At 66.0% G+C, this 21,711-nt stretch carries 23 protein-coding genes and 2 tRNA genes; 15 read left to right on the top strand and 10 right to left on the bottom strand.

What is annotated here, in order from left to right:
• The first annotated feature begins 118 nt into the window (after positions 1 to 118).
• From L540_RS08125 to L540_RS08110, 4 genes are all read left to right on the top strand, one after another.
• Positions 119 to 766 carry a carbonic anhydrase gene (locus L540_RS08125; RefSeq protein ID WP_043206855.1) on the top strand — a complete coding sequence of 216 codons (648 nt, stop codon included), beginning with the start codon at positions 119 to 121 and terminating at the stop codon, positions 764 to 766.
• A gap of 54 nt (positions 767 to 820) precedes the next feature.
• Positions 821 to 2,344 (top strand): phospholipase D family protein, encoded by a 1,524-nt coding sequence (locus L540_RS08120; protein ID WP_043207353.1) that lies wholly within the window; start codon positions 821 to 823, stop codon positions 2,342 to 2,344.
• 147 nt (positions 2,345 to 2,491) lie between these two features.
• Positions 2,492 to 4,231 (top strand): nitrite/sulfite reductase, encoded by a 1,740-nt coding sequence (locus tag L540_RS08115; protein WP_043206857.1) that lies wholly within the window; start codon positions 2,492 to 2,494, stop codon positions 4,229 to 4,231.
• An 8-nt stretch (positions 4,232 to 4,239) separates the two neighbouring features.
• Entirely contained in the window at positions 4,240 to 4,725 is a 486-nt protein-coding gene (locus tag L540_RS08110; RefSeq protein ID WP_043206860.1) for a DUF934 domain-containing protein, read from the top strand.
• Positions 4,726 to 4,733: 8 nt separating this feature from the next.
• On the opposite strand, the gene L540_RS08105 is transcribed toward L540_RS08110, so the two are convergent.
• From L540_RS08105 to hemA, 5 genes are all read right to left on the bottom strand, one after another.
• Positions 4,734 to 5,300 carry a UbiX family flavin prenyltransferase gene (locus L540_RS08105; protein WP_043206861.1) on the bottom strand — a complete coding sequence of 189 codons (567 nt, stop codon included), beginning with the start codon at positions 5,298 to 5,300 and terminating at the stop codon, positions 4,734 to 4,736.
• Positions 5,301 to 5,302: 2 nt separating this feature from the next.
• Complete coding sequence (grxD, locus tag L540_RS08100) at positions 5,303 to 5,629, bottom strand: Grx4 family monothiol glutaredoxin (RefSeq protein WP_043206862.1); 327 nt, start codon at positions 5,627 to 5,629, stop codon at positions 5,303 to 5,305.
• Between the two features lie 40 nt (positions 5,630 to 5,669).
• Entirely contained in the window at positions 5,670 to 6,479 is an 810-nt protein-coding gene (gene prmC / locus L540_RS08095; RefSeq protein ID WP_043207355.1) for a peptide chain release factor N(5)-glutamine methyltransferase, read from the bottom strand.
• Between the two features lie 5 nt (positions 6,480 to 6,484).
• Positions 6,485 to 7,561: a peptide chain release factor 1 gene (gene prfA, locus L540_RS08090; protein WP_043206863.1), complete on the bottom strand. Its 1,077-nt coding sequence runs from the start codon at positions 7,559 to 7,561 to the stop codon at positions 6,485 to 6,487.
• An 81-nt stretch (positions 7,562 to 7,642) separates the two neighbouring features.
• Positions 7,643 to 8,917, bottom strand: coding sequence for a glutamyl-tRNA reductase (gene hemA / locus L540_RS08085; protein ID WP_043206865.1), 1,275 nt, complete (start codon positions 8,915 to 8,917; stop codon positions 7,643 to 7,645).
• 300 nt (positions 8,918 to 9,217) lie between these two features.
• Here hemA and L540_RS08080 point away from each other — a divergent pair.
• Both L540_RS08080 and L540_RS08075 read left to right on the top strand, forming a co-directional pair.
• Positions 9,218 to 9,293, top strand: a tRNA-Phe gene (locus L540_RS08080).
• Positions 9,294 to 9,518: 225 nt separating this feature from the next.
• Entirely contained in the window at positions 9,519 to 9,848 is a 330-nt protein-coding gene (locus L540_RS08075) for a YegP family protein (protein ID WP_043206866.1), read from the top strand.
• Positions 9,849 to 9,923: 75 nt separating this feature from the next.
• Here the strand turns inward: L540_RS08075 and L540_RS08070 are convergent, their stop codons facing one another.
• Positions 9,924 to 10,700, bottom strand: a complete 777-nt coding sequence (locus tag L540_RS08070; protein ID WP_043206868.1) for an AraC family transcriptional regulator — start codon at positions 10,698 to 10,700, stop codon at positions 9,924 to 9,926.
• A gap of 100 nt (positions 10,701 to 10,800) precedes the next feature.
• Between L540_RS08070 and L540_RS08065 the strand changes: the two genes are divergently transcribed.
• Complete coding sequence (locus tag L540_RS08065; RefSeq protein ID WP_043206870.1) at positions 10,801 to 11,715, top strand: DMT family transporter; 915 nt, start codon at positions 10,801 to 10,803, stop codon at positions 11,713 to 11,715.
• Positions 11,716 to 11,742: 27 nt separating this feature from the next.
• On the top strand, positions 11,743 to 12,576 hold the full coding sequence (locus L540_RS08060; RefSeq protein WP_043206873.1) for a metallophosphoesterase: 834 nt from the start codon (positions 11,743 to 11,745) through the stop codon (positions 12,574 to 12,576).
• A gap of 113 nt (positions 12,577 to 12,689) precedes the next feature.
• On the opposite strand, the gene L540_RS08055 is transcribed toward L540_RS08060, so the two are convergent.
• Both L540_RS08055 and ispB read right to left on the bottom strand, forming a co-directional pair.
• Positions 12,690 to 12,766 (bottom strand) — tRNA-Pro (locus L540_RS08055).
• Positions 12,767 to 12,825: 59 nt separating this feature from the next.
• A complete protein-coding gene (ispB, locus tag L540_RS08050) occupies positions 12,826 to 13,791 on the bottom strand; it encodes an octaprenyl diphosphate synthase (protein ID WP_043206875.1) in 966 nt (321 codons plus the stop codon).
• A 302-nt stretch (positions 13,792 to 14,093) separates the two neighbouring features.
• Between ispB and rplU the strand changes: the two genes are divergently transcribed.
• From rplU to proB, 4 genes are all read left to right on the top strand, one after another.
• On the top strand, positions 14,094 to 14,405 hold the full coding sequence (rplU, locus tag L540_RS08045) for a 50S ribosomal protein L21 (RefSeq protein WP_005016713.1): 312 nt from the start codon (positions 14,094 to 14,096) through the stop codon (positions 14,403 to 14,405).
• Between the two features lie 33 nt (positions 14,406 to 14,438).
• Positions 14,439 to 14,699, top strand: coding sequence for a 50S ribosomal protein L27 (gene rpmA, locus L540_RS08040; RefSeq protein ID WP_029577942.1), 261 nt, complete (start codon positions 14,439 to 14,441; stop codon positions 14,697 to 14,699).
• A gap of 120 nt (positions 14,700 to 14,819) precedes the next feature.
• Entirely contained in the window at positions 14,820 to 15,938 is a 1,119-nt protein-coding gene (obgE, locus tag L540_RS08035; protein ID WP_043206879.1) for a GTPase ObgE, read from the top strand.
• Positions 15,939 to 16,001: 63 nt separating this feature from the next.
• Positions 16,002 to 17,135 (top strand): glutamate 5-kinase, encoded by a 1,134-nt coding sequence (gene proB, locus L540_RS08030; protein ID WP_043206881.1) that lies wholly within the window; start codon positions 16,002 to 16,004, stop codon positions 17,133 to 17,135.
• Positions 17,136 to 17,138: 3 nt separating this feature from the next.
• Here proB and L540_RS08025 read toward each other — a convergent pair whose 3' ends face one another.
• Positions 17,139 to 17,888 carry a response regulator transcription factor gene (locus tag L540_RS08025; RefSeq protein ID WP_231584759.1) on the bottom strand — a complete coding sequence of 250 codons (750 nt, stop codon included), beginning with the start codon at positions 17,886 to 17,888 and terminating at the stop codon, positions 17,139 to 17,141.
• A gap of 109 nt (positions 17,889 to 17,997) precedes the next feature.
• On the opposite strand from L540_RS08025, the gene L540_RS08020 reads away from it, so the two are divergent.
• Both L540_RS08020 and L540_RS08015 read left to right on the top strand, forming a co-directional pair.
• Positions 17,998 to 18,402, top strand: a complete 405-nt coding sequence (locus L540_RS08020; RefSeq protein WP_082149576.1) for a helix-turn-helix domain-containing protein — start codon at positions 17,998 to 18,000, stop codon at positions 18,400 to 18,402.
• Between the two features lie 124 nt (positions 18,403 to 18,526).
• Complete coding sequence (locus L540_RS08015; protein WP_068945298.1) at positions 18,527 to 18,901, top strand: helix-turn-helix domain-containing protein; 375 nt, start codon at positions 18,527 to 18,529, stop codon at positions 18,899 to 18,901.
• 18 nt (positions 18,902 to 18,919) lie between these two features.
• Here the strand turns inward: L540_RS08015 and L540_RS08010 are convergent, their stop codons facing one another.
• Positions 18,920 to 19,480: a SecDF P1 head subdomain-containing protein gene (locus L540_RS08010; RefSeq protein ID WP_043206890.1), complete on the bottom strand. Its 561-nt coding sequence runs from the start codon at positions 19,478 to 19,480 to the stop codon at positions 18,920 to 18,922.
• A 292-nt stretch (positions 19,481 to 19,772) separates the two neighbouring features.
• Between L540_RS08010 and thiC the strand changes: the two genes are divergently transcribed.
• The gene (gene thiC, locus L540_RS08005) at positions 19,773 to 21,686 is read left to right on the top strand and encodes a phosphomethylpyrimidine synthase ThiC (protein WP_043206892.1); all 1,914 of its coding nucleotides are present in this window, start codon (positions 19,773 to 19,775) and stop codon (positions 21,684 to 21,686) included.
• The last annotated feature ends 25 nt before the right edge of the window (positions 21,687 to 21,711 follow it).

Raw genomic sequence — 21,711 nt, 5'->3', positions numbered from 1 at the left:
TCAGCGACAGGCCGTTGTGGGAAAATGCACGACGCCCGGGGGCCGCCTAAGCGGCCCCGGCGCACGGCCTGGCCGGCGCCAGCCAGTGTGCCCAAGAGGCAACAACCAGGATACGATCATGTTTCCCAAAAGACTTACCGACGGCTACCAGGCCTTCCTCAAGGGCCGCTTCCCCGCCGAACGCAGCCGCTACGAAGCCCTGGCCGAAACAGGCCAACGCCCCGAAATCCTGATCATCAGCTGCTGCGACTCGCGCGTGTCGCCCGAAGCGATTTTCGATGTGGGTCCCGGCGAACTCTTCGTCGTGCGCAACGTGGCCAACCTGGTGCCGCCTTGCGAGCCCGATGCCGACTCTTCCTTCCACGGCACCAGCGCGGCGATCGAATTCGCCGTCAATGGCCTGGAGGTCAAGCACATCGTCGTCATGGGCCATGCCTCCTGTGGCGGCATCCGCTCTTACTACGACGACGCCGAGCCGCTGTCCAAGATGGACTTCATCGGCAAATGGATGTCGCAGATCGCGCCGGTGGCCGATGCCCTGGGCGACAGCACCGGAGACCGCGCCCAGGACCTCAAGCGCCTGGAGCTGGCCGTCATCGGGCACAGCCTGGCAAACCTGATGACCTTCCCGTCCATCAGCCGCCGCGTGAAAAGCGGCGCGCTGCAGCTGCACGGCTGCTATTTCGGCGTCGCCACCGGCGTGCTGTTCGTGCGCGACGAAGCCTCCGGCGTCTTCGCGCCCTGCCTTGAAACCCAGCCGGGCTAAGGCGTGGCGGCGGACACCCATGTACGCCGCTATCGCTGGCTGGGCCGGCTTATCGTGACCGGCCTGTTCGCCGCCCTGCTCGGCGGCTGCGCCCTGCCCTCGCAAGAAGGCCGCAAGGCCTCGGCCAGCCTGCCGCAGGCCGAGGCCGACGCCACCGCGCTGGGCCAGGCCATCGCGCCGCGCGTCGCGCAGCATCCCGGCCTGGCGGGCATCCATCCCCTGGCCGACGCCTACGACGCCTTCGCCGCGCGCATGCTGCTGGCGCGCGCCGCGCAGCGCACGCTGGATGTGCAGTACTACATCTGGCATGGCGACATCACCGGCACCCTGCTCTTCGAGGCCCTGCACCAGGCCGCCGACCGCGGCGTGCGGGTGCGGCTGCTGCTCGATGACAACGGCACCGCCGGCCTGGACGCCACGCTGGCGGCGCTGGCCCAGCACCCCAATATCGAGGTGAGGCTGTTCAATCCCTTTGTGGTGCGCCGGCCCAAGGTCATCGGCTATCTGACGGACTTCAAGCGCCTTAACCGGCGCATGCACAACAAGTCCTTCACCGCCGACAACCAGGCCACCATCCTGGGCGGACGCAATATCGGCGACGAGTACTTCGGCGCCACCGACGGCGTGCTGTTCGCCGACCTCGATGTGCTGGCCGTGGGCCCCGTGGCGCAGGAGGTCTCCAGCGACTTCGACCGCTATTGGAATAGCATCTCGGCCTACCCCGTCGAACGCATCCTGCCCGCCGCGCCGGCGGGCGAACTCGACCGCCTGGCGCGCTCGGCCCAGGGCGTGGAGCGCGACCCCAAGGCCGACGCCTATATGCAGGCCCTGGCGCGAACGCCGCTGGTGCGCCGGCTGCTGCAGGGCGATCTGCCCCTGGAGTGGTCGCCCGCGCGCATGGTGAGCGACGATCCGGCCAAGGTCCTGGACCAGGCCCGGCCCGACGGACTGCTGGCGCACCAACTCAAGGAAATCATCGGCGAGCCGCGATCCCACGTGGACCTGGTCTCGCCCTATTTCGTGCCCACGGCCCAAGGCACGGCCGCCTTCGCCCAGATGGCCTCGGGCGGCGTGCGGGTGCGCGTACTCACCAACGCCCTGGAAGCCACCGATGTCAGCGTGGTGCACTCCGGCTATGCCAAGTACCGCAAGGATCTGCTGGCCAGCGGCGTGCAGCTGTTCGAGATGCGCCGGGCCGGCGACGACGTCCAGCGCAGCCGCGGCCTCGGCCCCTTCGGCAGCTCGGGCTCCAGCCTGCATGCCAAGACCTTCGCCGTCGACGACCGCAGCATCTTCGTCGGCTCCTTCAATTTCGACCCGCGCTCGGCCCATCTGAACACCGAGCTCGGGCTGGTCATCGACAGCCCGCCTCTGGCCCGGGCGATCAGCCATACCTTCGACACCCGCATCCCCGCCGATGCCTATCATGTGCTGTTGGACGAAAACGGCGGCCTCTATTGGCTGGAGCCCGCCGCCGACGGCACGTTCATCCGTCATGACAACGAGCCCGGCGCCAGCCTCTGGCAGCGCCTGTCGGTGTGGTTTCTGTCGCTGCTGCCCATCGAGTCCCTGCTCTAGCGGCGCGGCCCATATCCATATAACCACAATGACTTAGACGGGCCGTTCGGCCTGCTGTTAGGGTTATGTGCAAATCACCGCAATGGCGCCCGGCGACGTCGAGGCGCCTTTTGACGCCGGCGCGCCGGCCCCTCCAGGGTTCCCATCATGTACGTGTATGACCCCGTCGACCAGCAGCTCGTGCAAGAGCGCGTGGCCCAATTCGCCGGCCAGACGCGCCGCTTTCTCGACGGCCACCTGAGCGAAGACGAATTCCGCGTCCTGCGCCTGCAGAACGGTCTCTATATCCAGCGCCACGCCCCCATGCTGCGCGTGGCCATCCCCTACGGCATGCTGGCCGCGCGGCAGCTGCGCAAGCTGGCCCATATCGCGCGCCGGTATGACCGCGGCTATGGCCACTTCTCCACGCGCCAGAACATCCAGTTCAACTGGCCGCGCCTGGAAGACGTGCCGGCCATCCTGGGCGAGCTGGCGGACGTGCAGATGCACGCCATCCAGACCAGCGGCAACTGCATCCGCAACACCACCACCGACCACTTCGCCGGCGTCGCGCCCGATGAGCTGGTCAACCCGCTGGTGTGGTGCGAAATCATCCGGCAGTGGTCCACGCTGCATCCCGAGTTCGCCTTCCTGCCGCGCAAGTTCAAGATCGCCGTCAGCGGCGCCGTCGAGGACCGCGCCGCCGTCGGCGTGCACGACATCGGCCTGCAGGCCGTCGAACACGATGGCGAACTGGGTTTCCGCGTATGGATAGGCGGCGGCATGGGCCGCACGCCCATGGTGGGCCATCTCATCAAGCCCTTTGTCGCCTGGCAGCACCTGCTGACCTATATGCAGGCCGCGCTGCGCATCTACAACCTGCATGGCCGGCGCGACAACAAGTACAAGGCCCGCATCAAGATATTGGTCAAGGACCTCACACCCGAGGTCTACGCCCAGCAGGTCGAACAAGAGTGGCTGCGCATCAAGGACGGCCCGGACACCATCACGCAAGAACAGCTCGACACCATCGCCGGCCGCTTTGTCTGGCCGGCCTATGAGGCCGGGGCCGCCGACGAGCCCGACTCCGGCGCCGACCTGGCCCGCGAGGACAAGCAGTACGCCCGCTGGCTGCGCACCAATGTGCATGGCCACAAAGTGCCCGGCTATGCCGCCGTGACGCTCTCGCTCAAGCCCACCGGCGTGCCGCCTGGCGACATCACCGCCGACCAGATGGACGCCGTGGCCGGCCTGTCCGAACGCTATGGCTTCGGCGAGCTGCGCGTCTCGCACGAGCAGAACCTCATCCTGGCCGACGTCAAGCGTTCGCAGCTGCCCGCGCTCTGGAACGAGCTCAAGGCGCTGAATCTGGCCACGCCCAATGTCGGCCTCTTGACCAATATCATCGCCTGTCCCGGCGGCGACTTCTGCGCCCTGGCCAACGCCGTGTCCATCCCGGTGGCCGAGGCCATCCAGCGCCGCTTCGACGACCTGGATTATCTGTTCGAGATCGGCGAACTCGACCTGAACATCTCCGGCTGCATCAACTCCTGCGGCCATCACCATGTCGGCCACATCGGCATTCTCGGCGTGGATAAGGCCGGCGAGGAGTGGTATCAAGTGACGATAGGCGGCCGCCAGAACGGCGCGGCCCGCCCCCTGCCCGATATCGAATCGACCCGGGGCGGCGGCGCGGCCGTGGGCCGCATCATCGGCCCGTCTTTCGCGCGCGAACAGGTCGCCCATGTGGTGGACCGCCTGATCCGCACCTATCTGAGCCTGCGCGACAGCGAGGCCGAGCGTTTCATCGACGTGGTGGACCGCGTCGGCATCGACCCCTTCAAGAAGGACGTCTATGCCGATCCGCTCCTGGCCAAGCCCGCGCAGCGCGAAACCGTGGAAGCCTGAGATCCGCCATGACCGACACCTCCCTGCCTCATCTCATCCGTCACGGCGAGCTGCAAGCCAATGGCTGGCGCCTGCATGACGCCGACGACAGCCTGCCCGCCGACGAAGCCGGCTGGATCGTCCGCCCGGCGCTCTGGAACGCGCAGACCTCGGCGCTGGCCGCCCGCCGGCATCCGGTGGGCCTGCTGCTCGGCCCTGACGCCGATCCCGCCCAGCTCGACCTGGCCACGGCCCAGCCCGCCTTTATCGCCATCGATTTTCCCGTCTATACCGACGGACGCGGTTATTCGCTGGCCCAGCTGCTGCGCCGCAACCATGGCTGGCAAGGCGAGCTGCGCGCCGTGGGCGACGTGATGATAGACACCATCTACTACCAGGCGCGCGTGGGATTCGATAGCTTCCTGGTCAAGCCGGGGCACGACCCCGAACAGGCGCTGCAGGCTTTCAAGACCTTCAGCGTGCGCTACCAGCAGAGTTATCCCATCCCGGCCTGAGACCGGCCTCAGGGGCGCGTGCCGTCCCAGGTCGGGCCCGGCACATGGATGTCGAAGAGATCGAGGACGCGGGCGACCGTATGGTCGACCATTTCCTCGATGCTGGCGGGCCGGTGATAGAAAGCCGGCAAGGGCGGGAAGATAATGCCGCCCATTTCGGTGACCGCCGTCATATTGCGCAGATGCGCCAGATTGAAGGGCGTCTCGCGCACCATCATCACCAGCCGCCGGCGTTCCTTGAGCGTGACATCGGCCGCGCGCGTGATGAGGTTATCGGACAAACCGTGAGCCACGGCCGCCAGCGTGCGCATGGAGCACGGCGCGATGACCATGCCGGCGGTCGCGAAAGCGCCGCTGGCCAGCGTGGCGCCGACATCGCGCACGCCATGGCTATGGTCGGCCAGGGCCTGGACCTCATGGCGGCCCATCCCCAGCTCGTGCTGGATATTGAGCACGCCCGACGCCGACACCACCAGATGCGTCTCCACATCCTCGACGCCGCGCAGCACTTGCAGCATGCGCACGGCATAGATGGCGCCGGTGGCGCCCGTGATGCCGACGACCAGCCTGCGCATGGTCAGACCGTCGCGCCGGCGTTGTCCAGCAGCGTCTTGAGTTCGCCGCTTTCGTTCATCTCGTTCATGATGTCCGAACCGCCGATGAACTCGCCGCCCACATACAGCTGCGGGATGGTCGGCCAGTTGGAGAAGGTCTTGATGCCCTGGCGGACTTCGTCGTCTTCCAGCACATTGACCGTCACCAGCTTCTTGACGCCACAGCTCTTGAGGATCTGGATGGCGCGGCCCGAAAAACCGCATTGCGGAAACTGCGCGGTACCCTTCATGAACAGCACCACGGGATGCTGGCTGACGGTATCGCGGATGAAATCTTGTACGTCGCTCATGGATTAACTCGCAAAAGGAACAAGCGGAACACAAACACTATTATAGGAAGCCGCCGGAAATCCGCTCGATCCCGGCAAGGTCCCGGCGGCTGGCGACCTCGCGCAAGCCCGCCTGTTGTAACAAGGCCCGCACGGCCGGGGCCTGGTCCCAGCCATGCTCCATCCATAAGGCGCCGCCGGGCAGCAAACGCCCGGGCGCCTGGCGCGCGATCTCGGCCAGCGCGCCCAGGCCGTCGGCCCCGTCGGTCAGGGCCGAGCGCGGTTCAAAGCGCAGGTCGCCCTCGGCAAGATGCCCATCCGCGGCATGGATATAGGGCGGATTCGACACGATAAGGTCAAAACCGCAGTCGTCCCCGATGGCCTCGAACCAGCTGCCCTGGGCAAACGCCACCCGAGCGCCCAGCGCCTGGGCATTGCCGCGCGCCACCGCCAGCGCCTCGGCGCTCAGATCGGTCGCGGTCACCTGGGCCTGGGGGCAGGCCAGCGCGATCGACACCGCGATGGCGCCGCTGCCGGTGCCCAGATCCAGCACCCGCGCCCGCGGGCGGGCGCGCAGATAATCCAGCGCCGCCTCCACCAGGGTTTCGGTATCCGGACGCGGGATCAGCACCGCGGGCGTGACACGGAACACATGCCCCATGAACTCGCGCTCGCCGATCACATAGGCCATGGGCTCGCCGGCCAGCCGGCGCTGCGCCAGCGCCTCATAGGCCGCGGCCAGGCCGGCGTCGGCCGGCTCATCATCATGCGCCAACAGCCAGGCGCGCGGACGCCGCCAGACCTGCTCGACCAGCATGCGCGCCTCCAGGCGCGGCAGACGGCGGTCCTGCAACAGGTCCTTGATCCGCATGGCGTTCAATCACCCAGCGCCGCCAACTGCTCGGCCTGGTGTTCGGCCAGCAGCGCGCCGGTCAGTTCGTCCAGATCGCCTTCCAGGATCTGCTGCAGCTTGTACAGCGTCAGGTTGATGCGGTGATCGGTCACGCGCCCCTGCGGATAGTTATACGTGCGGATGCGCTCGGAGCGGTCGCCCGAACCCACCAGGCTCTTGCGCTCGGCGGCCTCCTTGCTCTGGCGCTCGCGCAGCTCCTTGTCCTTCAGCCGGGCGGCCAGCACCTGCATGGCGCGATCCTTGTTGCGATGCTGCGAACGGTCATCCTGGCACTCCACCACCAGGCCTGTCGGCAAATGGGTGATGCGCACCGCCGAATCGGTCTTGTTGATGTGTTGCCCGCCCGCGCCGCTGGCGCGGAAAGTATCAATGCGCAGATCCGCGGGATTGATGACGATCTCGCCCATCTCGTCGGCCTCGGGCATGACCGCCACCGTGCAGGCCGACGTATGGATGCGGCCCTGCGCCTCGGTGGCCGGCACGCGCTGCACGCGGTGCGCCCCGGACTCGAACTTCAAACGGCCATAGGCGCCATCGCCGTCGATGCGGGCGATCACTTCCTTGTAGCCGCCCAGCTCGGACGGGCTTTCCGACATGATCTCCACACGCCAGCCACGGTTCTCGGCATAGCGCGTATACATGCGCAGCAGATCGCCCGAGAACAAGGCGCTCTCATCGCCGCCCGTGCCGGCGCGGATTTCCAGGAACAGACTGCGGCCGTCATTGGGATCGCGCGGCAGCAAGAGCAGCTGCAGCTCGCCTTCCAGCGTCTCCAGGCGCTCTCGCGCCGTCTTGATCTCGTCCTCTGCCATGGCCTTCATCTCGGGATCGGCCAGCATCTCCTGGGCCGTCGCCAGATCCGCTTCGGTGCCCTGGAAACTCGTGAAGGCCGCCACCACCGGCTCAAGCTCGGCGCGCTCGCGCGACAGCTTGCGGAAACGCTCCATATCGCCCGCGGTATCCGGGTCGGCCAACAAGGCGTCTACTTCGATCAGACGGTGCGCCAGCTGTTCCAGCCGGCTGCGCATGGAGGATTTCATGGGCGTATTCGAGAAAAAAGAATTGGACAACACGCGCGCGCGGGCGCTGCCGCGCGATCACGGCGAAGGCGGACGTGGCAGCTAACGGCGCGAATCGCGGCCAGGGAACAGGCGCGGCACCCAGGCAAGCAGCTGCTTGCGCTCGTCTCCCGCGCTGCGGTTGAGCGCGGCCAGCGGGCCATGCAGATACTTCTGCGTCAGGCCATGGGCCAACTGCTCCAGCACCGCCTCGGGCGGCTCGCCGCGCGCCAGCATGCGGCGCGCGCGCTCCAGCTCGGCGGCCTGCACATCTTCGGCGGCCTGATGCAGATCGCGGATCACGGGCACCATCTCGCGGGACTGCAGCCAGTGCATGAAACCCTGCACGCGGGTCTCGATGATGGCTTCGGCCTGCACCACCGCGGCGCGGCGGGCGTCCGTACCAGACTGAACCAGACGGCCCAGGTCATCAACGGAATACAGATAGACATCGTCCAGGCGGCCGACCTCGGGCTCGATATCGCGCGGCACCGCCAGGTCGATCATGACCATGGGACGATGGCGGCGCTGCCGGGTGGCGCGCTCGACCATGCCCAGGCCCAATATGGGCAGGGAACTGGCCGTACAGGAAACCACCACGTCGAACTCAGCCAGACGCTCGGTCAGATCGGCCAGTTTCATCGTGCCGGCCGAGAAGCGGCCGGCCAGGGACTCCGCGCGCTCGACGGTGCGATTGGCCACCACCATCGAATGCGGACGCTGCGCGGCGAAATGGGTCGCGCACAGCTCGATCATCTCGCCGGCACCGATGAACAGCGTGCGGGCCTGGTCCAGATTGCCGAAGACACGCTCGGCCAGGCGCACCGCGGCGGCGGCCATCGACACCGAATGCGCGCCGATGGCGGTCTGCGAACGGACCTCCTTGGCCACCGAGAACGTGCGCTGGAACAGCTGGTGCAACAGCGTGCCCAGCGAACCAGCCTCCTCGGCCGCGCGCACCGCGTCCTTCATCTGGCCCAGGATCTGCGGCTCGCCCAGCACCATGGAATCCAGCCCGCTGGCCACGCGGAAAGCATGGCGCACGGCCTCATCCTGGCGCAGGCGGTACAGATGGGGATGCAGGCTGCCGGCCTCCAGGCTATGGTGATCGGCCAGCCAGGCCGGCAACTGCTCGGCCACGCCCACATCGGCGGCGCAATAGACTTCCGTGCGATTGCAGGTCGACAGAATGGCCGCCTCGCGCACCGCTCCGCCAAACGCCGAACGCAGCCCTTCCAATGCCGGCTTGACCAGATCGACGGGCATGGACACGCGCTCGCGCACCGAAACCGGCGCCGAGGTGTGGTTCAGACCGAAGGCTAGAACAGCGACTGACATCAGGAAAGGAAACGGGGCTGTGATTTGTAACAGCGACGTTCGTGATTATACCGCCCCGGCGGCCGCCCGCCGCCCCTGTCCCCGCGGCGCGCCCGCCCATCCAAACCCGCTTGCGCCAGATCAAAGCGCGCGCGGCACGGCCCTCGCAAAACAGCGGCTCGACGGCATCGCGAGTCGCCCGATTGCACAACTTTTGCGCAAGCCGCGCGCGTCCCGGAAGTTTTTTCGGCCGCGACAGCAAAAAAAGCAGGCCGCACGCTGCACGCCCGAAAAAATTCATGTATAGTTGCGGTCTTCGTTGGCCTGGTAGCTCAGTTGGTAGAGCAGCGGATTGAAAATCCGCGTGTCGGTGGTTCGATTCCGCCCCAGGCCACCACGAATTCCCAAATGCCCAGCGCCTGCCGCTGGGCATTTTTCATTTGGGCGCCGAATCATCCATCAGACTCGATCGGCGGCCACCCCCACCCGCCGCAAACCCAGATGTAGGAAGTTTCCTAGAACTTCCAAAAGCCGTTAGCATGAGCAGGCGTCGGAAGCAGGACGTAAAGCATCACATTACTTGTCAACCAATGAGTCCAATAACTCGGATATCGGAGATCCCATGAGTGGCACTTATGACTTGAAACGTAGTGGCGATCAGTACATGTTCAACCTGAAAGCCGGCAACGGCGAAACCATCCTGACCAGCGAACGATATGTGTCCAAGGAAAATGCCTTGGGCGGTATCGAGTCGGTGCGCAAGAATTCGCCAAGCGAGGCGCGCTACCAGCGCAAGACCGCCTCGAATGAGGCGCCCTACTTCATCTTGACCGCGACCAATGGCGAGACCATAGGGAAAAGCGAGATGTATTCCAGCGCGGCGGCCCGGGACAAGGGCATTGAATCCGTCAAGGCCAATGGGCCGGGCGCGACCCTGAAGGACAATACCTGAGGCAAAGCCCAGGGCAGGCCGAGACCCGCATGCGCGCAAGCCCATGCGGGTTTTTCTTTGCGCGTGCCGCCCACCCTAGGCATAAAAGGCCGAGGGCGGCACGCCGAAATGCTGCTTGAACATGGCCGCGAAGGCGCTCTGGCTGGCGTAGCCGTGGTCCAGGGCGATGCTCAGGATTTTTTCGCCATGCGCCAGGCGCTCAAGCGCCGACAGCAGGCGCGCATGCTGGCGCCAGCGGCCAAAGGTCATGCCGATTTCGCGCTGGAAGACGCGGTGCAGGGTCCGCGTGGAAACGCCCAGGCGCGCGGCCCAGTGCGCGACCTCATGCGGCCGCCCGGGGTCGCGCACCACGGCGTCGCACAAGGCGCGCAGCCGCTTGTCCCGGGGCCAGGGCAGGTACAGGGGCAGGCGCGGAATGGCCGCCAGCTCGGCCAGCAGCAGACGCACCAGCAGGCCGTCGCGGCCGCTGTCGTCGTAGTCCAGCGGTAATTGCGCCGCGGCCAGGATGAGCTCACGCAGCAAGGCGGGCACCTCCACCACGCAAGCGCCCCGCGGCAGATGCGCCACCGCCTCCGGCTCGACGAATACCGTGCGCATTTTCACGTTGCCGCTCATGCGCACCGTGTGCTCCAGGCCGGCATCCAGCCAGACGGCGCGCGTGGGCGGCACCACCCAGCGCCCGACGCGGGCCTCGATGATCATCACGCCTTCGATGGCATAGAGCAATTGGGCCCGCCGGTGCCGATGACGCGGAATCCGCGCACCCAGGGGGTAGTCCGCGGCCAGCACCGCCACGGCGCGCGCGGTCTGCTCAAAAGGAAGATGGATATCGTCGGCGGGGCGCGGAATCATGCGGGCCTGTCACTTTCACGATAGTTCAAGGCATTCTAGCGTGAGACAGACGCCGCCCGGGCGCGCAGCATGCGGTTTTCCTCTCCGCCCGACTCGCCTCATGCCCCCGCTGTCTTTTCTCTATCCGCTTGCCGCCATCCTGCTCTGGGCGGGCAATGTCATGGTGTCCAAACTCTCGGCCCGCAGCATCGACCCCTTGGCCATCACCTTCTGGCGCCTGGCGCTGGCCGTGGCGGTGATGAGCCTGTTCGTGGCGGGCCCGGCCTGGCGCAACCGCGCGGCCATCCGCCCGCAGCTGCATCGCCTGGCATGCCTGGGTTTTCTGTCCATGGTGTTGTTCCAGTGCCTGTCTTATGAAGCCGCCCACAGCACCTCGGCGACCAATATGGCCATCATGACCTCGCTGGTGCCCTTGCTGACCATGCTGCTGTCGGTGTGGATACTGCGCGAGCCGCCCACGCTGGGCATGCTGGCCGGCGGCCTGTTGTCTTTCCTGGGGCTGGTCTATCTGATCAGCGGCGGCGACCCGGCCTCGCTGCTGGCCGGCGGGGCGCACATCGGCGACATCCTGATGCTGATCGCCAGCCTGGCCTATGCGCTCTACGGTGTCCTGCTCAAGCGCTGGCAAGCCGGCCTGCCCGCCTGGCAATCCAACTATATACAGGGCATCGCCTCGCTCATCATGATGGGTCTGCTGACCCTGCGCCTGCCGCCCGAAGCCGTCCTGCCCACGCGGGCCAGCCTGCCGCTCATCGCCTATGCCGGCCTGTGCGCCTCGGTGCTGCTGCCCGTGCTCTGGATGCATGGCGTCAAGCTCCTGGGCCCCAATCGCTGCGCCATGTATATGAACTTCCTGCCGGTGTTCACCGCGGCCATCGCGGTCGGCTTCTTTGGCGAAACCCTGCATGGCCATCACCTGATCGGCGGCGGCGCGGCGCTGGCCGGGGTGCTGATGGCGCAACGGCTGCGCCGTCCCCTGCGTCCGCGGCCCGCGCTGAACCCCGGCAGCGCCTGAATCCCGGATGCCTCTACACTTGGAGGCATGCGCATCCAACTGCTCTCCGACCTTCACCTCGAAGCCAATCCGGACTTCGAGTTCTCGCCCGCTCCGGGCGCCGACGTCCTGGTGCTGGCGGGCGATATCGGCTCTTACCAGGCGGGCTCGCGCCTGCTGGACAATGATTTCGGCCTGGGCCGTTTCGCGCGGGCGCCGGGCCGCGCGCCCGAGATTCTGTTCGTGCCCGGCAATCATGAATTCGACGCGCTGGGCTATACCGCCACCACGGCCAGGCTGCGCGCGCTGTGCGCGCAACTGGGCATCCACTGGCTGGAGCGCGAGACCCTGGTGCTCGACGGCGTGCGCTTTGTCGGCACGACCCTATGGACCGATTTCGAGGCCCTGGCCGGCAGCCAGGCCACCGAGACCCTGCGCCGCCAGCAGTTGGAGAAGGCCTATCGCGCGGCCAATTTCTACCTGAGCAAGAACACCACGCTGGATGACGAGGGCCGGCCCATGCTGGCCGAAAGCCTGCGCGAGCTGGGCCTGCAATGCCAGCAATGGCTGCGCGAGGCCTTGGCCCAGCCTTTTGACGGCCCCACCGTCGCCATCACGCATTTCGCGCCCAGCCTGCGCAGCGCCGACCCGCGCTATGGCCTGACGCCCGGCACGGCCGGCTTCTGCAATGCGCTGGATGCGCTCTTCGCGCAGGCCGATGTCTGGATGCACGGCCATCTGCATTGCCCCAATGACTACGTGGTCCAGGATCCGGCCACGGGCCGCCGCTGCCATGTGATCGCCAACACGCTGGGCTATCAAAGAAAGGGCGAGCAGGAGGGCTTTCGCCGCCATTGCGTCATCGACCTGGGCCGCCCCTAGCGGCTGCAGGGCGCGCGAACGCAAAAAAGCCGGCAGCGCATGGGCGGTGCCGGCTCTTGCCGATGGGTGCGGCAGCGCCACACCCGAAAAATGACTGACTGACCGTTGATGATTGGTCGGGGCGAGAGGATTCGAACCTCCGACTCCTGCGTCCCGAACGCAGTACTCTACCAGACTGAGCTACGCCCCGATTTCTCTATCAACTGCCGCTGCGATTAACCGCAGCGCTTTCGCAAAGCACATTTAGATCTAGCGATCTCTGTTCACCGCGAAAGCGCAGAATTCTAACAGAGATTTTTGATAAATGGAAACCGGGTAGACAGAAATCGCGTCGCGCGCTTTCTGGGCCTCGGCTTCGGCGGCCTGGCGCGCATGGGCCAGCGCGTCGGTTTCCTGGATGGCCATGGCCACCGCGGCGAAGTCGGCGTCGCCTGTTTCGATGGCCTTGCGGATCAATTCCTGCTGCGCGGGCGTGCCGACTTCCATGACGCGGATCAGGGGCAGCGTGGGCTTGCCTTCGCGCAGGTCATCGCCCACGTTCTTGCCCAGCGCCAGCGCATCGCCGCTGTAGTCCAGGACGTCGTCGATGAGCTGGAAAGCCGTGCCCACATGGCGGCCATAGGCCGCGGCGGCGGCTTCCTGCTCGGGGGTGGCCCCGGCCAGCACGGCGCCCACCTGAGCGGCGGCTTCGAACAGCTTGGCGGTCTTGTAGCGCACGACCTGCAGATAGCGCTCCTGGGAGACATCCGGATCGTGGACATTCAGGAGCTGGAGCACTTCGCCCTCGGCGATGACGGTGGTGGCTTCCGAGAGGATCTGCATGATCCGCATGGAACCGGCCTCGACCATCATTTCGAAGGAGCGCGAGTACAGATAGTCTCCGACCAGCACGCTGGCGGCATTGCCGAACACGGCGTTGGCGGTCTGGCGTCCGCGGCGCAGATCGGATTCGTCGACCACGTCATCATGCAGCAAGGTGGCGGTGTGGATGAACTCGACCACGGCGGCCAGCAGCTGGTGATGCGTGCCCTGGTAACCCAGGGCGCGGGCCACCATGAGCACCATGGCCGGCCGCATTCTCTTGCCCCCCGCGCCGATGATGTAGTCGCCGATGGTGCGGATCAGGACGACATCGGAGTTCAGCCGCTCGCGGATAACCGCATCGACGGCTTTCATATCGTCAACAATGGGGGCAATGAGCGCGGGGAGATTCAAGACGTATCCGGATTGTGAAACGAGCCGCTCGGAGGGCTCTTACCGCCAGGCCACCGCCTGGGGCAGTGGATTTCCGGGGGATTATACGGGCTGTCCGAGATGGGCCGTGCTCCCCCTGAAAAGGCGGGGCCGGTCCCCATTTTTTCCCCGATGTGCCCGGGACGCGACGCCTAAGCCCTTAAGTCAAAAGCGATTTTTTGACATTCCCCCAGCGGCGGGCTAGAATCATGGGCTCGGCTTTGGAATTTTTGAAGCCGATCAGGGATGGCTGACATCCTGCTCTTTCTTTTAAGGAAAACCCCATGTACGCGGTCGTAAAAACCGGTGGCAAGCAGTATCGCGTTGCCGCTGGCGAAAAACTCAAGGTAGAACAGATACCTGCTGACATTGGGCAAGAAATCACCCTGGACCAAGTGCTGTCCGTGGGCGAAGGCGACCAGCTGAAAGTTGGCACGCCTCTCGTCGCCGGCGCCGTGGTCAAGGCTACGGTTCTTGCGCATGGCCGGCACGACAAGGTCAAGATCTTCAAGATGCGCCGTCGCAAGCACTATCAGAAGCGTCAGGGCCACCGTCAGAACTACACCGAAATCCGCATCGAAGCCATCACGGCTTGATTGGATTTACGGTTTTTTAGCAGGAGCTAAAACATGGCACAGAAAAAAGGCGGCGGCTCAACTCGCAACGGCCGCGACTCAGAATCGAAGCGCCTGGGCGTCAAGGTGTACGGCGGCCAGCAAATCCTGGCTGGCTCGATCATCGTGCGCCAGCGCGGCACCCGCTTTCACCCCGGCGTGAACGTAGGCGTGGGCAAGGACCACACCCTGTTCGCCCTGGCGGACGGCAAGGTCAAGTTCGGCACCAAGGGTGCTCTGAACAAAGCCACCGTCTGGGTGGAAGCCGCCAACTGATCGGCGCTCCGACCAGAACGCGAGGGCCCTGCCGCAATCCGGCAGGGCCTTTTGTTTTCAGGCAGAATATTCCCCATGCCGCGCGGCACCGCGCCGGCTCTCTATCCGTGTACACGCACCATGAAATTCGTTGACGAAGCCACCATCGAAGTGATCGCCGGCAAAGGCGGCAATGGCGTGGCGAGCTTTCGCCGCGAAAAATTCATCCCCAGGGGCGGCCCGGACGGCGGCGATGGCGGCCGCGGCGGCAGCATCTTTGCCGTGGCCGACCGCAATATCAACACCCTGATCGATTTCCGCTATGCGCGCCTGCATCGCGCCAAGAACGGCGAAAACGGCCGCGGCTCCGATCAGTATGGCGCGGCCGCGCCCGACATCACCTTGCGCGTGCCCGTCGGAACGGTGGTGCACGACGCCGATACCGGCGATGTCCTGTTCGACCTGAACCGCCACGGAGAGCAGGTCACGCTGGCCGCCGGCGGCCAGGGCGGCCTGGGTAACATCCATTTCAAGTCCAGCGTCAACCGCGCGCCGCGCCAATGGACGCCGGGCAAGGAAGGCGAGCAGCGCCGCCTGCGCCTCGAACTGAAGGTCCTGGCCGACGTGGGCCTGCTGGGCCTGCCCAATGCGGGCAAGTCCACCCTGATCAGCCGCATTTCCAATGCGCGCCCCAAGATCGCCGATTATCCCTTCACGACGCTGCATCCCAATCTGGGCGTGGTGCGGACCTCGCCGTCGCGCAGCTTCGTGGTGGCCGATATCCCGGGGCTGATCGAAGGCGCCTCCGAAGGCGCCGGCCTGGGCCATCTCTTTCTGCGCCACCTGGCGCGCACCCGCGTGCTGCTGCACCTGGTGGATGTCTCCAGCCCGGACCCCGATGCCGATCCCATCGACAGCGCGGTGCAGAACGCCCGCGCCATCGTCGAGGAACTGCGCCGCTACGATCCCGAACTGGCCGCCAAGCCGCGCTGGCTGGTCCTGAACAAGCTGGACATGGTCCCCGATCCCGAGTCCATGAAAAAACGCTTCTGCGAGGCATTCGGCTGGACCGGCCCCGTGTTCGGCATCTCCGGCCTCAACGGCGAAGGCACCCAGGAATTGATCTGGGCCTTGCAGGACTACCTGGACGCCGAGAAGCAGAAAGACCAGATCGACCAGGACAAGGCTGACGGCAGCTATGTGCACGAGGACCCGCGTTTCGACACGACGCGCGACCTGCCGCCTGGCGGTGACGAATAACACTCCGTCCCGCCCTACCGGCCGCCGGCGCGGCCCGCCCTCGAAACCTCCCTGGTCATCACTATGACTGCCACCCCTATCTCGGTCATTGCCTCGGCCAACCGCCTGGTTGCCAAAGTCGGATCCTCTCTCGTCACCAATGAAGGCCGCGGCCTGGACCGCGCGGCGGTCAGCCACTGGGCGGCCCAGATCGCGGCCCTGCACAAACAGGGCAAGCAGGTTGTGCTGGTGTCCAGCGGCGCCATCGCCGAAGGCATGGCCCGCCTGGGCTGGCGCAAGCGCCCGTCGGTCATGCATGAGCTGCAGGCCGCCGCCGCGGTGGGCCAGATGGGCCTGTGCCAGGCCTATGAGGCCGCCTTTGCCGAACATGGCCTGCGCACCGCGCAGATCCTGCTGACCCATGAAGACCTGGCCGATCGCCATCGCTATCTGAACGCGCGCTCCACGCTGTTTGCGCTGCTGCGCATGGGCGTGGTGCCCATCGTCAACGAAAACGATACCGTGGTCACGGATGAGATCAGGCTGGGCGACAACGACACCCTGGGCGCGCTGGTCACCAACCTCATCGAGGCCGACTCCCTCATCATCCTGACCGACCAGCGCGGTCTTTATGAGGCCGATCCCCGCAAGAACCCCGACGCCCGTTTCATTTCGCACGCCCAGGCGGGCGATGCCGCGCTGGAAGCCATGGCCGGCGGCGCCGGCAGCGGCGTGGGCACGGGCGGCATGTTGACCAAGATCCTGGCGGCCAAGCGCGCCGCCCATAGCGGCGCCCACACCGTGATCGCTTCGGGACGGGAACGCAATGTCCTGACCCGTCTGGCGCAAGGCGAGTGCATCGGCACCGAACTGCAGGCGGCCTTGCCGGTGTGGTCGGCGCGCAAACAATGGCTGGCCGATCACCTGCGCCTGCGCGGGCGCCTGGTGCTGGACGAAGGCGCCGTGCGCGCCTTGCTCAATGAGGGCAAGAGCCTGCTGCCCATCGGCGTGACCGAGGTGCAGGGCGAATTTGAGCGCGGCGACGTCGTGGCCTGCGTGGACGCGGCAGGCCGCGAATGCGCGCGCGGACTGGTTAATTATTCGTCCTCGGATACGCGCCGCATCATGCGCCACCCGTCATCGCAGATCACGCGCATCCTGGGCAGCATGACCGACCCCGAGCTGGTGCACCGCGACAATCTTGTGATCACTGAATAGCCTTCAAGGCTGTTCGGTCAGCTCGGACAAAAAGATATACCCCCAATGGCGCACGGCGCGCAAAGGCAGGTCCACCCCGGCCTGCCGCGCCTTGCTGCGCAGCCGCGAGACCAGCACGTCGAGGCGGCGGGACTGCATCCCCTGGGCATTGGCACTGCGTCGCACGCAACAGCCGGGCGAGGAAAACAAACCAGCAAGGAATTTGCCCTCGATGGGCGTCAAGGGCAGTGTGACGCCTTGCGGCCCGAACAGCGTGCGCCGCGTGTCGCTCAGGCTCCAGCCCCGCGACAGGCCCAGGCTGCGGGAGCGGCGCGCCGCCTGGACCACGGCCAGCAGTTCGGCGGCCAGCCAGGGGCCGCCCGTGTCGGTCAGGCTGAAGCAGATGTCCGCCCCTGCCTTGAGGGCGGCGATGCGCAGGCCCGGAGCGACGTCGCCGTACTGCACCGCCACGCACACGCCCTGCCCGCGTTCTTTCACCAGTCTGATAATGTGCGTTACGCAGGCCGTCCCGGCGGCCCCGCTGCGCACCAGCAGCACGTCCGGGGTGAGTTCGCCCAGCTTGTGCTGCCAGTCGCCGTCCATGCCTATGCTGTACACCTGCCAGCCACCGCGCCGGAAGGCCGTCTCCAGGTAGTCCTGATCGCTGGAGGACAGGGCCGCGCCCTGGCAGTTGACAAGCGCCAGGACCGGGATCCTCAGCGCACGGCCATCCGTGCCGTCTATTTTCCAGAATGATGGCTGTGCTGCATCCATATCTCGAGAAGATTGCATCGGGGTGGGTTGATCCAAGTGACGTTATCCTAACCACATAAGTGGTTTAATTAACCACCAAAGTAATTTAATCCCACGATCCAATCAGCCTGTGAAGACTTTTTCAGACCGATTGAGACAGGCGCGTGCATTGCGGGGTTACACCCAGCAGGATCTCGCTCGTGCTTGCGGTTTGTCGCAAAGCGCCATTGGCAGCTACGAAACCAGCCAGCGCTTGAGCAGCCGTTCGGTCCGACGCCTGGCGCTGGTGTTGAATGTCAGCCTGGACTGGCTCGAAATGGGCCGAGGCCCGATGGATCCCGGCCCCTCGCTGGCCGAACCCCAGCCCGAAACCCTGGGCAACAGCACACCCTGGCCCTTCCGGACGGTGACGCCGGCGCATATCGCCGCGCTGTCCAAGCGCGACCAGCGCCTGCTGGAGAACACGGTCCGCAGCTTCATTGAGGCTTGCCAGGCCGAATCCGGCCAGCCTTCCCGCCCCAGGAAGGCCCGCTGACCTGACGGTCCGCCGATTGTCGTGACTACGCTGCGTCCGGTTCACCCGCGCTTCAACCCCCGTCAATCACGTATGTGCTTGATTTGAACACCAAGGTAAGCGTGGCTCAGGCTTCAATCCCGGCGTGAACACCTTTTCAGACAGATTGAGAGAAGCGCGCGTATTACGGGGTTACACGCAGCAGGCCCTGGCACGTGTGGCGGGCCTTTCACAAAGCGCCATCGCCAGCTATGAAAGCGGCCGCAGGCATAGCAGCCGCGCGACGCGCCGGCTGGCGCGGGCGCTGCACGTCAACCTCGATTGGCTGGAGACAGGCAACGGCCCGCGCGATCCCAGGATGGCGACGGAGCTGCATGAGCCCGCGCCCGAGGCGCCGGCCTTGCATCCGCGCGATCAGTTCATCCTGGACCGGCTGATTCACACCTACATCACGGCCTGCCTGGAATGGCCGCCAGAAGATGACGCCATGAAAAAGCCCGCCGGTAAAGGCGGGCCTTGAGGCGGCGAGCGCCTTGCCTTAGCGCTTGGGCGCAGCCGGCGTGGCGGCCGGCGCGGCCGCGGGCTCGGCTTCGCCGCGGATCCTGGCGGCAATGGAGGTCGCGGCATTGGCCGAGGGCACGCCGAAGGCGAGCACGCCCTTGTTCAGGGGCTCGGCGATGCGCGGCGCGGCGATGAGTTCGCGGTCGATGACCAACACCAGCATCTTGCCCACGTTCTGCGTGCTGACGTCGGTCAGCTTGCGCGTGCCGGCCTCGCTAAAGCGCAGGCCGACGAAGTTCTGCCCCTGGCGATCCACGAGCGCCTGGGCTTCGGTCAGGTCGGCGCGGGTGAGCACCGGCATGCGCTGCAGATAGAGCGTGCCGTCGGCCACCTTGACCGGCGTCAAGGAGGGATCGGCGTCGGTCGTGGCGATGTAGAACTCGACCGCGGGGCTGGTGGCCGCCTGGCTCGACGCGGCCGTCGTGCCTTGGCCGCTGCCCGCGGCCGCCTTGTCTCCCCCCTTCGGGGCCGCGCATCCCGCCAGCGCCAAGACCGCGATCAAGGCTGCCGGTGCAAGTTTTCGCATAGTCAGTTGCATGATGGATTCCTTCTGAGGTTGGCTGTCATGCCAGGAGGGCCTGGCCTGGCCCAGGGGGAAAGTTTACAGGGCCATATTACGCGGCTTCACGCCGGACTGCTTCCAGATGTAAAGACCCAATACGGCCTATACTGCGCTTCACGCAGGGGTACTCGCGCGCCACGGGGCGCGCGTGTTGAGAGAGTCCCTTCGTACCAGTACGGATAATGCCGATGCTGGGAGCGTCCTTCCCGGGGGCTTGCCCCCTCGGGAAGGAGATCCCGATTCGGCTCCATTTTCTTTGGAGCTTTCCATGAATGCCAACCCGAAGTTCCTGGCCGCCACGGCCGAGGTCGACGCGGCCGCCGTCGCCCCGCTTCCCAAATCCCGCAAAGTCTACGAAGTCGGTTCCCGGCCCGATATCCGCGTGCCGTTCCGTGAAATCGAACAGCAAGACACGCCGACGATGTTCGGCGGCGAGCACAACCCTCCCCTGACCGTCTACGACACCAGCGGCCCCTACACCGATCCGCAAGCCCGGATCGATATCCGCCGCGGCTTGCCGGAACTGCGCCGGCAATGGATAGACGAGCGCGGCGACGTGGAGGTCCTGGACGGCCCGACCAGCGAATACGGCCGCGCGCGCCTGGAAGACCCCAAGCTGACGGCCATGCGCTTTGACCTGCGCCGCCCGCCGCGGCGCGCCAAGGCCGGCGCCAACGTGACGCAGATGCACTATGCCCGCCGCGGCATCGTCACGCCGGAAATGGAATATGTCGCCATCCGCGAAAGCCTGCGCCGCGAGCAATACCTGGAATCGCTGCGCGCCAGCGGCCCCGAGGGCGAGAAAATGGCCCGCCGCCTGCTGCGCCAGCACCCGGGCCAGTCCTTCGGCGCGGCCATCCCGGCCGCCATCACGCCTGAGTTCGTGCGCGACGAGATCGCGCGCGGCCGCGCCATCATCCCGGCCAACATCAACCACCCCGAAATCGAGCCGATGATCATCGGCCGCAACTTCCTGGTGAAGATCAACGCCAACATCGGCAATTCGGCCGTGAGCTCGGGCATCGGCGAAGAAGTCGAAAAAATGACCTGGGCCATCCGCTGGGGCGGCGATACCGTCATGGACTTGTCCACCGGCAAGCACATCCACGAAACGCGCGAATGGATCATCCGCAATTCGCCCGTGCCCATCGGCACGGTGCCCATCTACCAGGCGCTGGAAAAAGTGGACGGCAAGGCCGAGGAACTGACCTGGGAGATCTTCCGCGACACGCTGATCGAGCAGGCCGAACAGGGCGTGGACTATTTCACCATCCACGCCGGCGTGCGCCTGCCCTTCATTCCCATGACGGCCGACCGCATGACGGGCATTGTTTCGCGCGGCGGCTCCATCATGGCCAAGTGGTGTCTGGCGCACCACAAGGAGAGCTTCCTCTATGAGCGCTTCGAGGAAATCTGCGAAATCATGAAGGCCTATGACGTCAGCTTCTCGCTGGGCGACGGCCTGCGGCCGGGCTCGGGCTACGACGCCAACGACGAGGCCCAGTTCGCGGAGCTCAAGACGCTGGGCGAATTGACCCAGGTCGCCTGGAAGCACGACGTCCAGGTCATGATCGAAGGCCCGGGCCATGTGCCCATGCAGATGATCAAGGAGAACATGGAGCTGCAGCTGGAGCACTGCCATGAGGCGCCCTTCTATACCCTGGGGCCGCTGACCACCGACATCGCGCCGGGCTATGACCACATCACCTCGGGCATCGGGGCGGCGCTGATCGGCTGGTATGGCACCGCCATGCTCTGCTATGTCACGCCCAAGGAGCACCTGGGCCTGCCCAACAAGAAGGACGTCAAGGACGGCATCATCACCTACAAGATCGCCGCCCACGCCGCCGATCTGGCCAAGGGCCATCCCGGCGCCGCCGTGCGCGACAATGCGCTGTCCAAGGCGCGCTTCGAGTTCCGCTGGGACGACCAGTTCAACCTCGGCCTGGATCCCGACACCGCGCGCGAGTTCCACGACGAGACCCTGCCCAAGGACTCGATGAAGGTGGCGCACTTCTGCTCGATGTGCGGCCCGCACTTCTGCAGCATGAAAATCACGCAGGATGTGCGCGACTACGCGGCCAGCCAGGGCCTGTCGGAGCAGCAGGCCCTGACCCAGGGCATGCAGGAAAAGGCGGTCGAGTTCGTGAAAAAGGGCGCCGAGGTCTATCACCGCAGTTAAGCGGCCGGCCACGGTCCCTGGAGCC

The organism is Bordetella pseudohinzii (genome assembly GCF_000657795.2).
GTDB lineage: Bacteria > Pseudomonadota > Gammaproteobacteria > Burkholderiales > Burkholderiaceae_B > Bordetella > Bordetella pseudohinzii.
The sequence above is the reverse complement of the archived record's forward strand: the minus strand, read 5'-3'. Positions and strand labels throughout refer to the sequence as shown.

Excerpts from the sequence above, each read along its gene's own strand:
- L540_RS08105 (WP_043206861.1), bottom strand. The coding sequence starts at position 5,300 with ATGCGCAGGCTGGTCGTCGGCATCACGGGCGCCACCGGCGCCATCTAT.
- L540_RS08115 (WP_043206857.1), top strand. The coding sequence starts at position 2,492 with ATGTACGTGTATGACCCCGTCGACCAGCAGCTCGTGCAAGAGCGCGTG.
- hemA (WP_043206865.1), bottom strand. The coding sequence starts at position 8,917 with ATGTCAGTCGCTGTTCTAGCCTTCGGTCTGAACCACACCTCGGCGCCG.
- prmC (WP_043207355.1), bottom strand. The coding sequence starts at position 6,479 with ATGCGGATCAAGGACCTGTTGCAGGACCGCCGTCTGCCGCGCCTGGAG.
- L540_RS08065 (WP_043206870.1), top strand. The coding sequence starts at position 10,801 with ATGCCCCCGCTGTCTTTTCTCTATCCGCTTGCCGCCATCCTGCTCTGG.
- thiC (WP_043206892.1), top strand. The coding sequence starts at position 19,773 with ATGAATGCCAACCCGAAGTTCCTGGCCGCCACGGCCGAGGTCGACGCG.
- L540_RS08070 (WP_043206868.1), bottom strand. The coding sequence starts at position 10,700 with ATGATTCCGCGCCCCGCCGACGATATCCATCTTCCTTTTGAGCAGACC.
- L540_RS08010 (WP_043206890.1), bottom strand. The coding sequence starts at position 19,480 with ATGCAACTGACTATGCGAAAACTTGCACCGGCAGCCTTGATCGCGGTC.
- L540_RS08060 (WP_043206873.1), top strand. The coding sequence starts at position 11,743 with ATGCGCATCCAACTGCTCTCCGACCTTCACCTCGAAGCCAATCCGGAC.
- L540_RS08025 (WP_231584759.1), bottom strand. The coding sequence starts at position 17,888 with ATGGATGCAGCACAGCCATCATTCTGGAAAATAGACGGCACGGATGGC.
- rpmA (WP_029577942.1), top strand. The coding sequence starts at position 14,439 with ATGGCACAGAAAAAAGGCGGCGGCTCAACTCGCAACGGCCGCGACTCA.
- L540_RS08125 (WP_043206855.1), top strand. The coding sequence starts at position 119 with ATGTTTCCCAAAAGACTTACCGACGGCTACCAGGCCTTCCTCAAGGGC.
- prfA (WP_043206863.1), bottom strand. The coding sequence starts at position 7,561 with ATGAAATCCTCCATGCGCAGCCGGCTGGAACAGCTGGCGCACCGTCTG.
- rplU (WP_005016713.1), top strand. The coding sequence starts at position 14,094 with ATGTACGCGGTCGTAAAAACCGGTGGCAAGCAGTATCGCGTTGCCGCT.
- obgE (WP_043206879.1), top strand. The coding sequence starts at position 14,820 with ATGAAATTCGTTGACGAAGCCACCATCGAAGTGATCGCCGGCAAAGGC.
- grxD (WP_043206862.1), bottom strand. The coding sequence starts at position 5,629 with ATGAGCGACGTACAAGATTTCATCCGCGATACCGTCAGCCAGCATCCC.
- proB (WP_043206881.1), top strand. The coding sequence starts at position 16,002 with ATGACTGCCACCCCTATCTCGGTCATTGCCTCGGCCAACCGCCTGGTT.
- L540_RS08110 (WP_043206860.1), top strand. The coding sequence starts at position 4,240 with ATGACCGACACCTCCCTGCCTCATCTCATCCGTCACGGCGAGCTGCAA.
- L540_RS08075 (WP_043206866.1), top strand. The coding sequence starts at position 9,519 with ATGAGTGGCACTTATGACTTGAAACGTAGTGGCGATCAGTACATGTTC.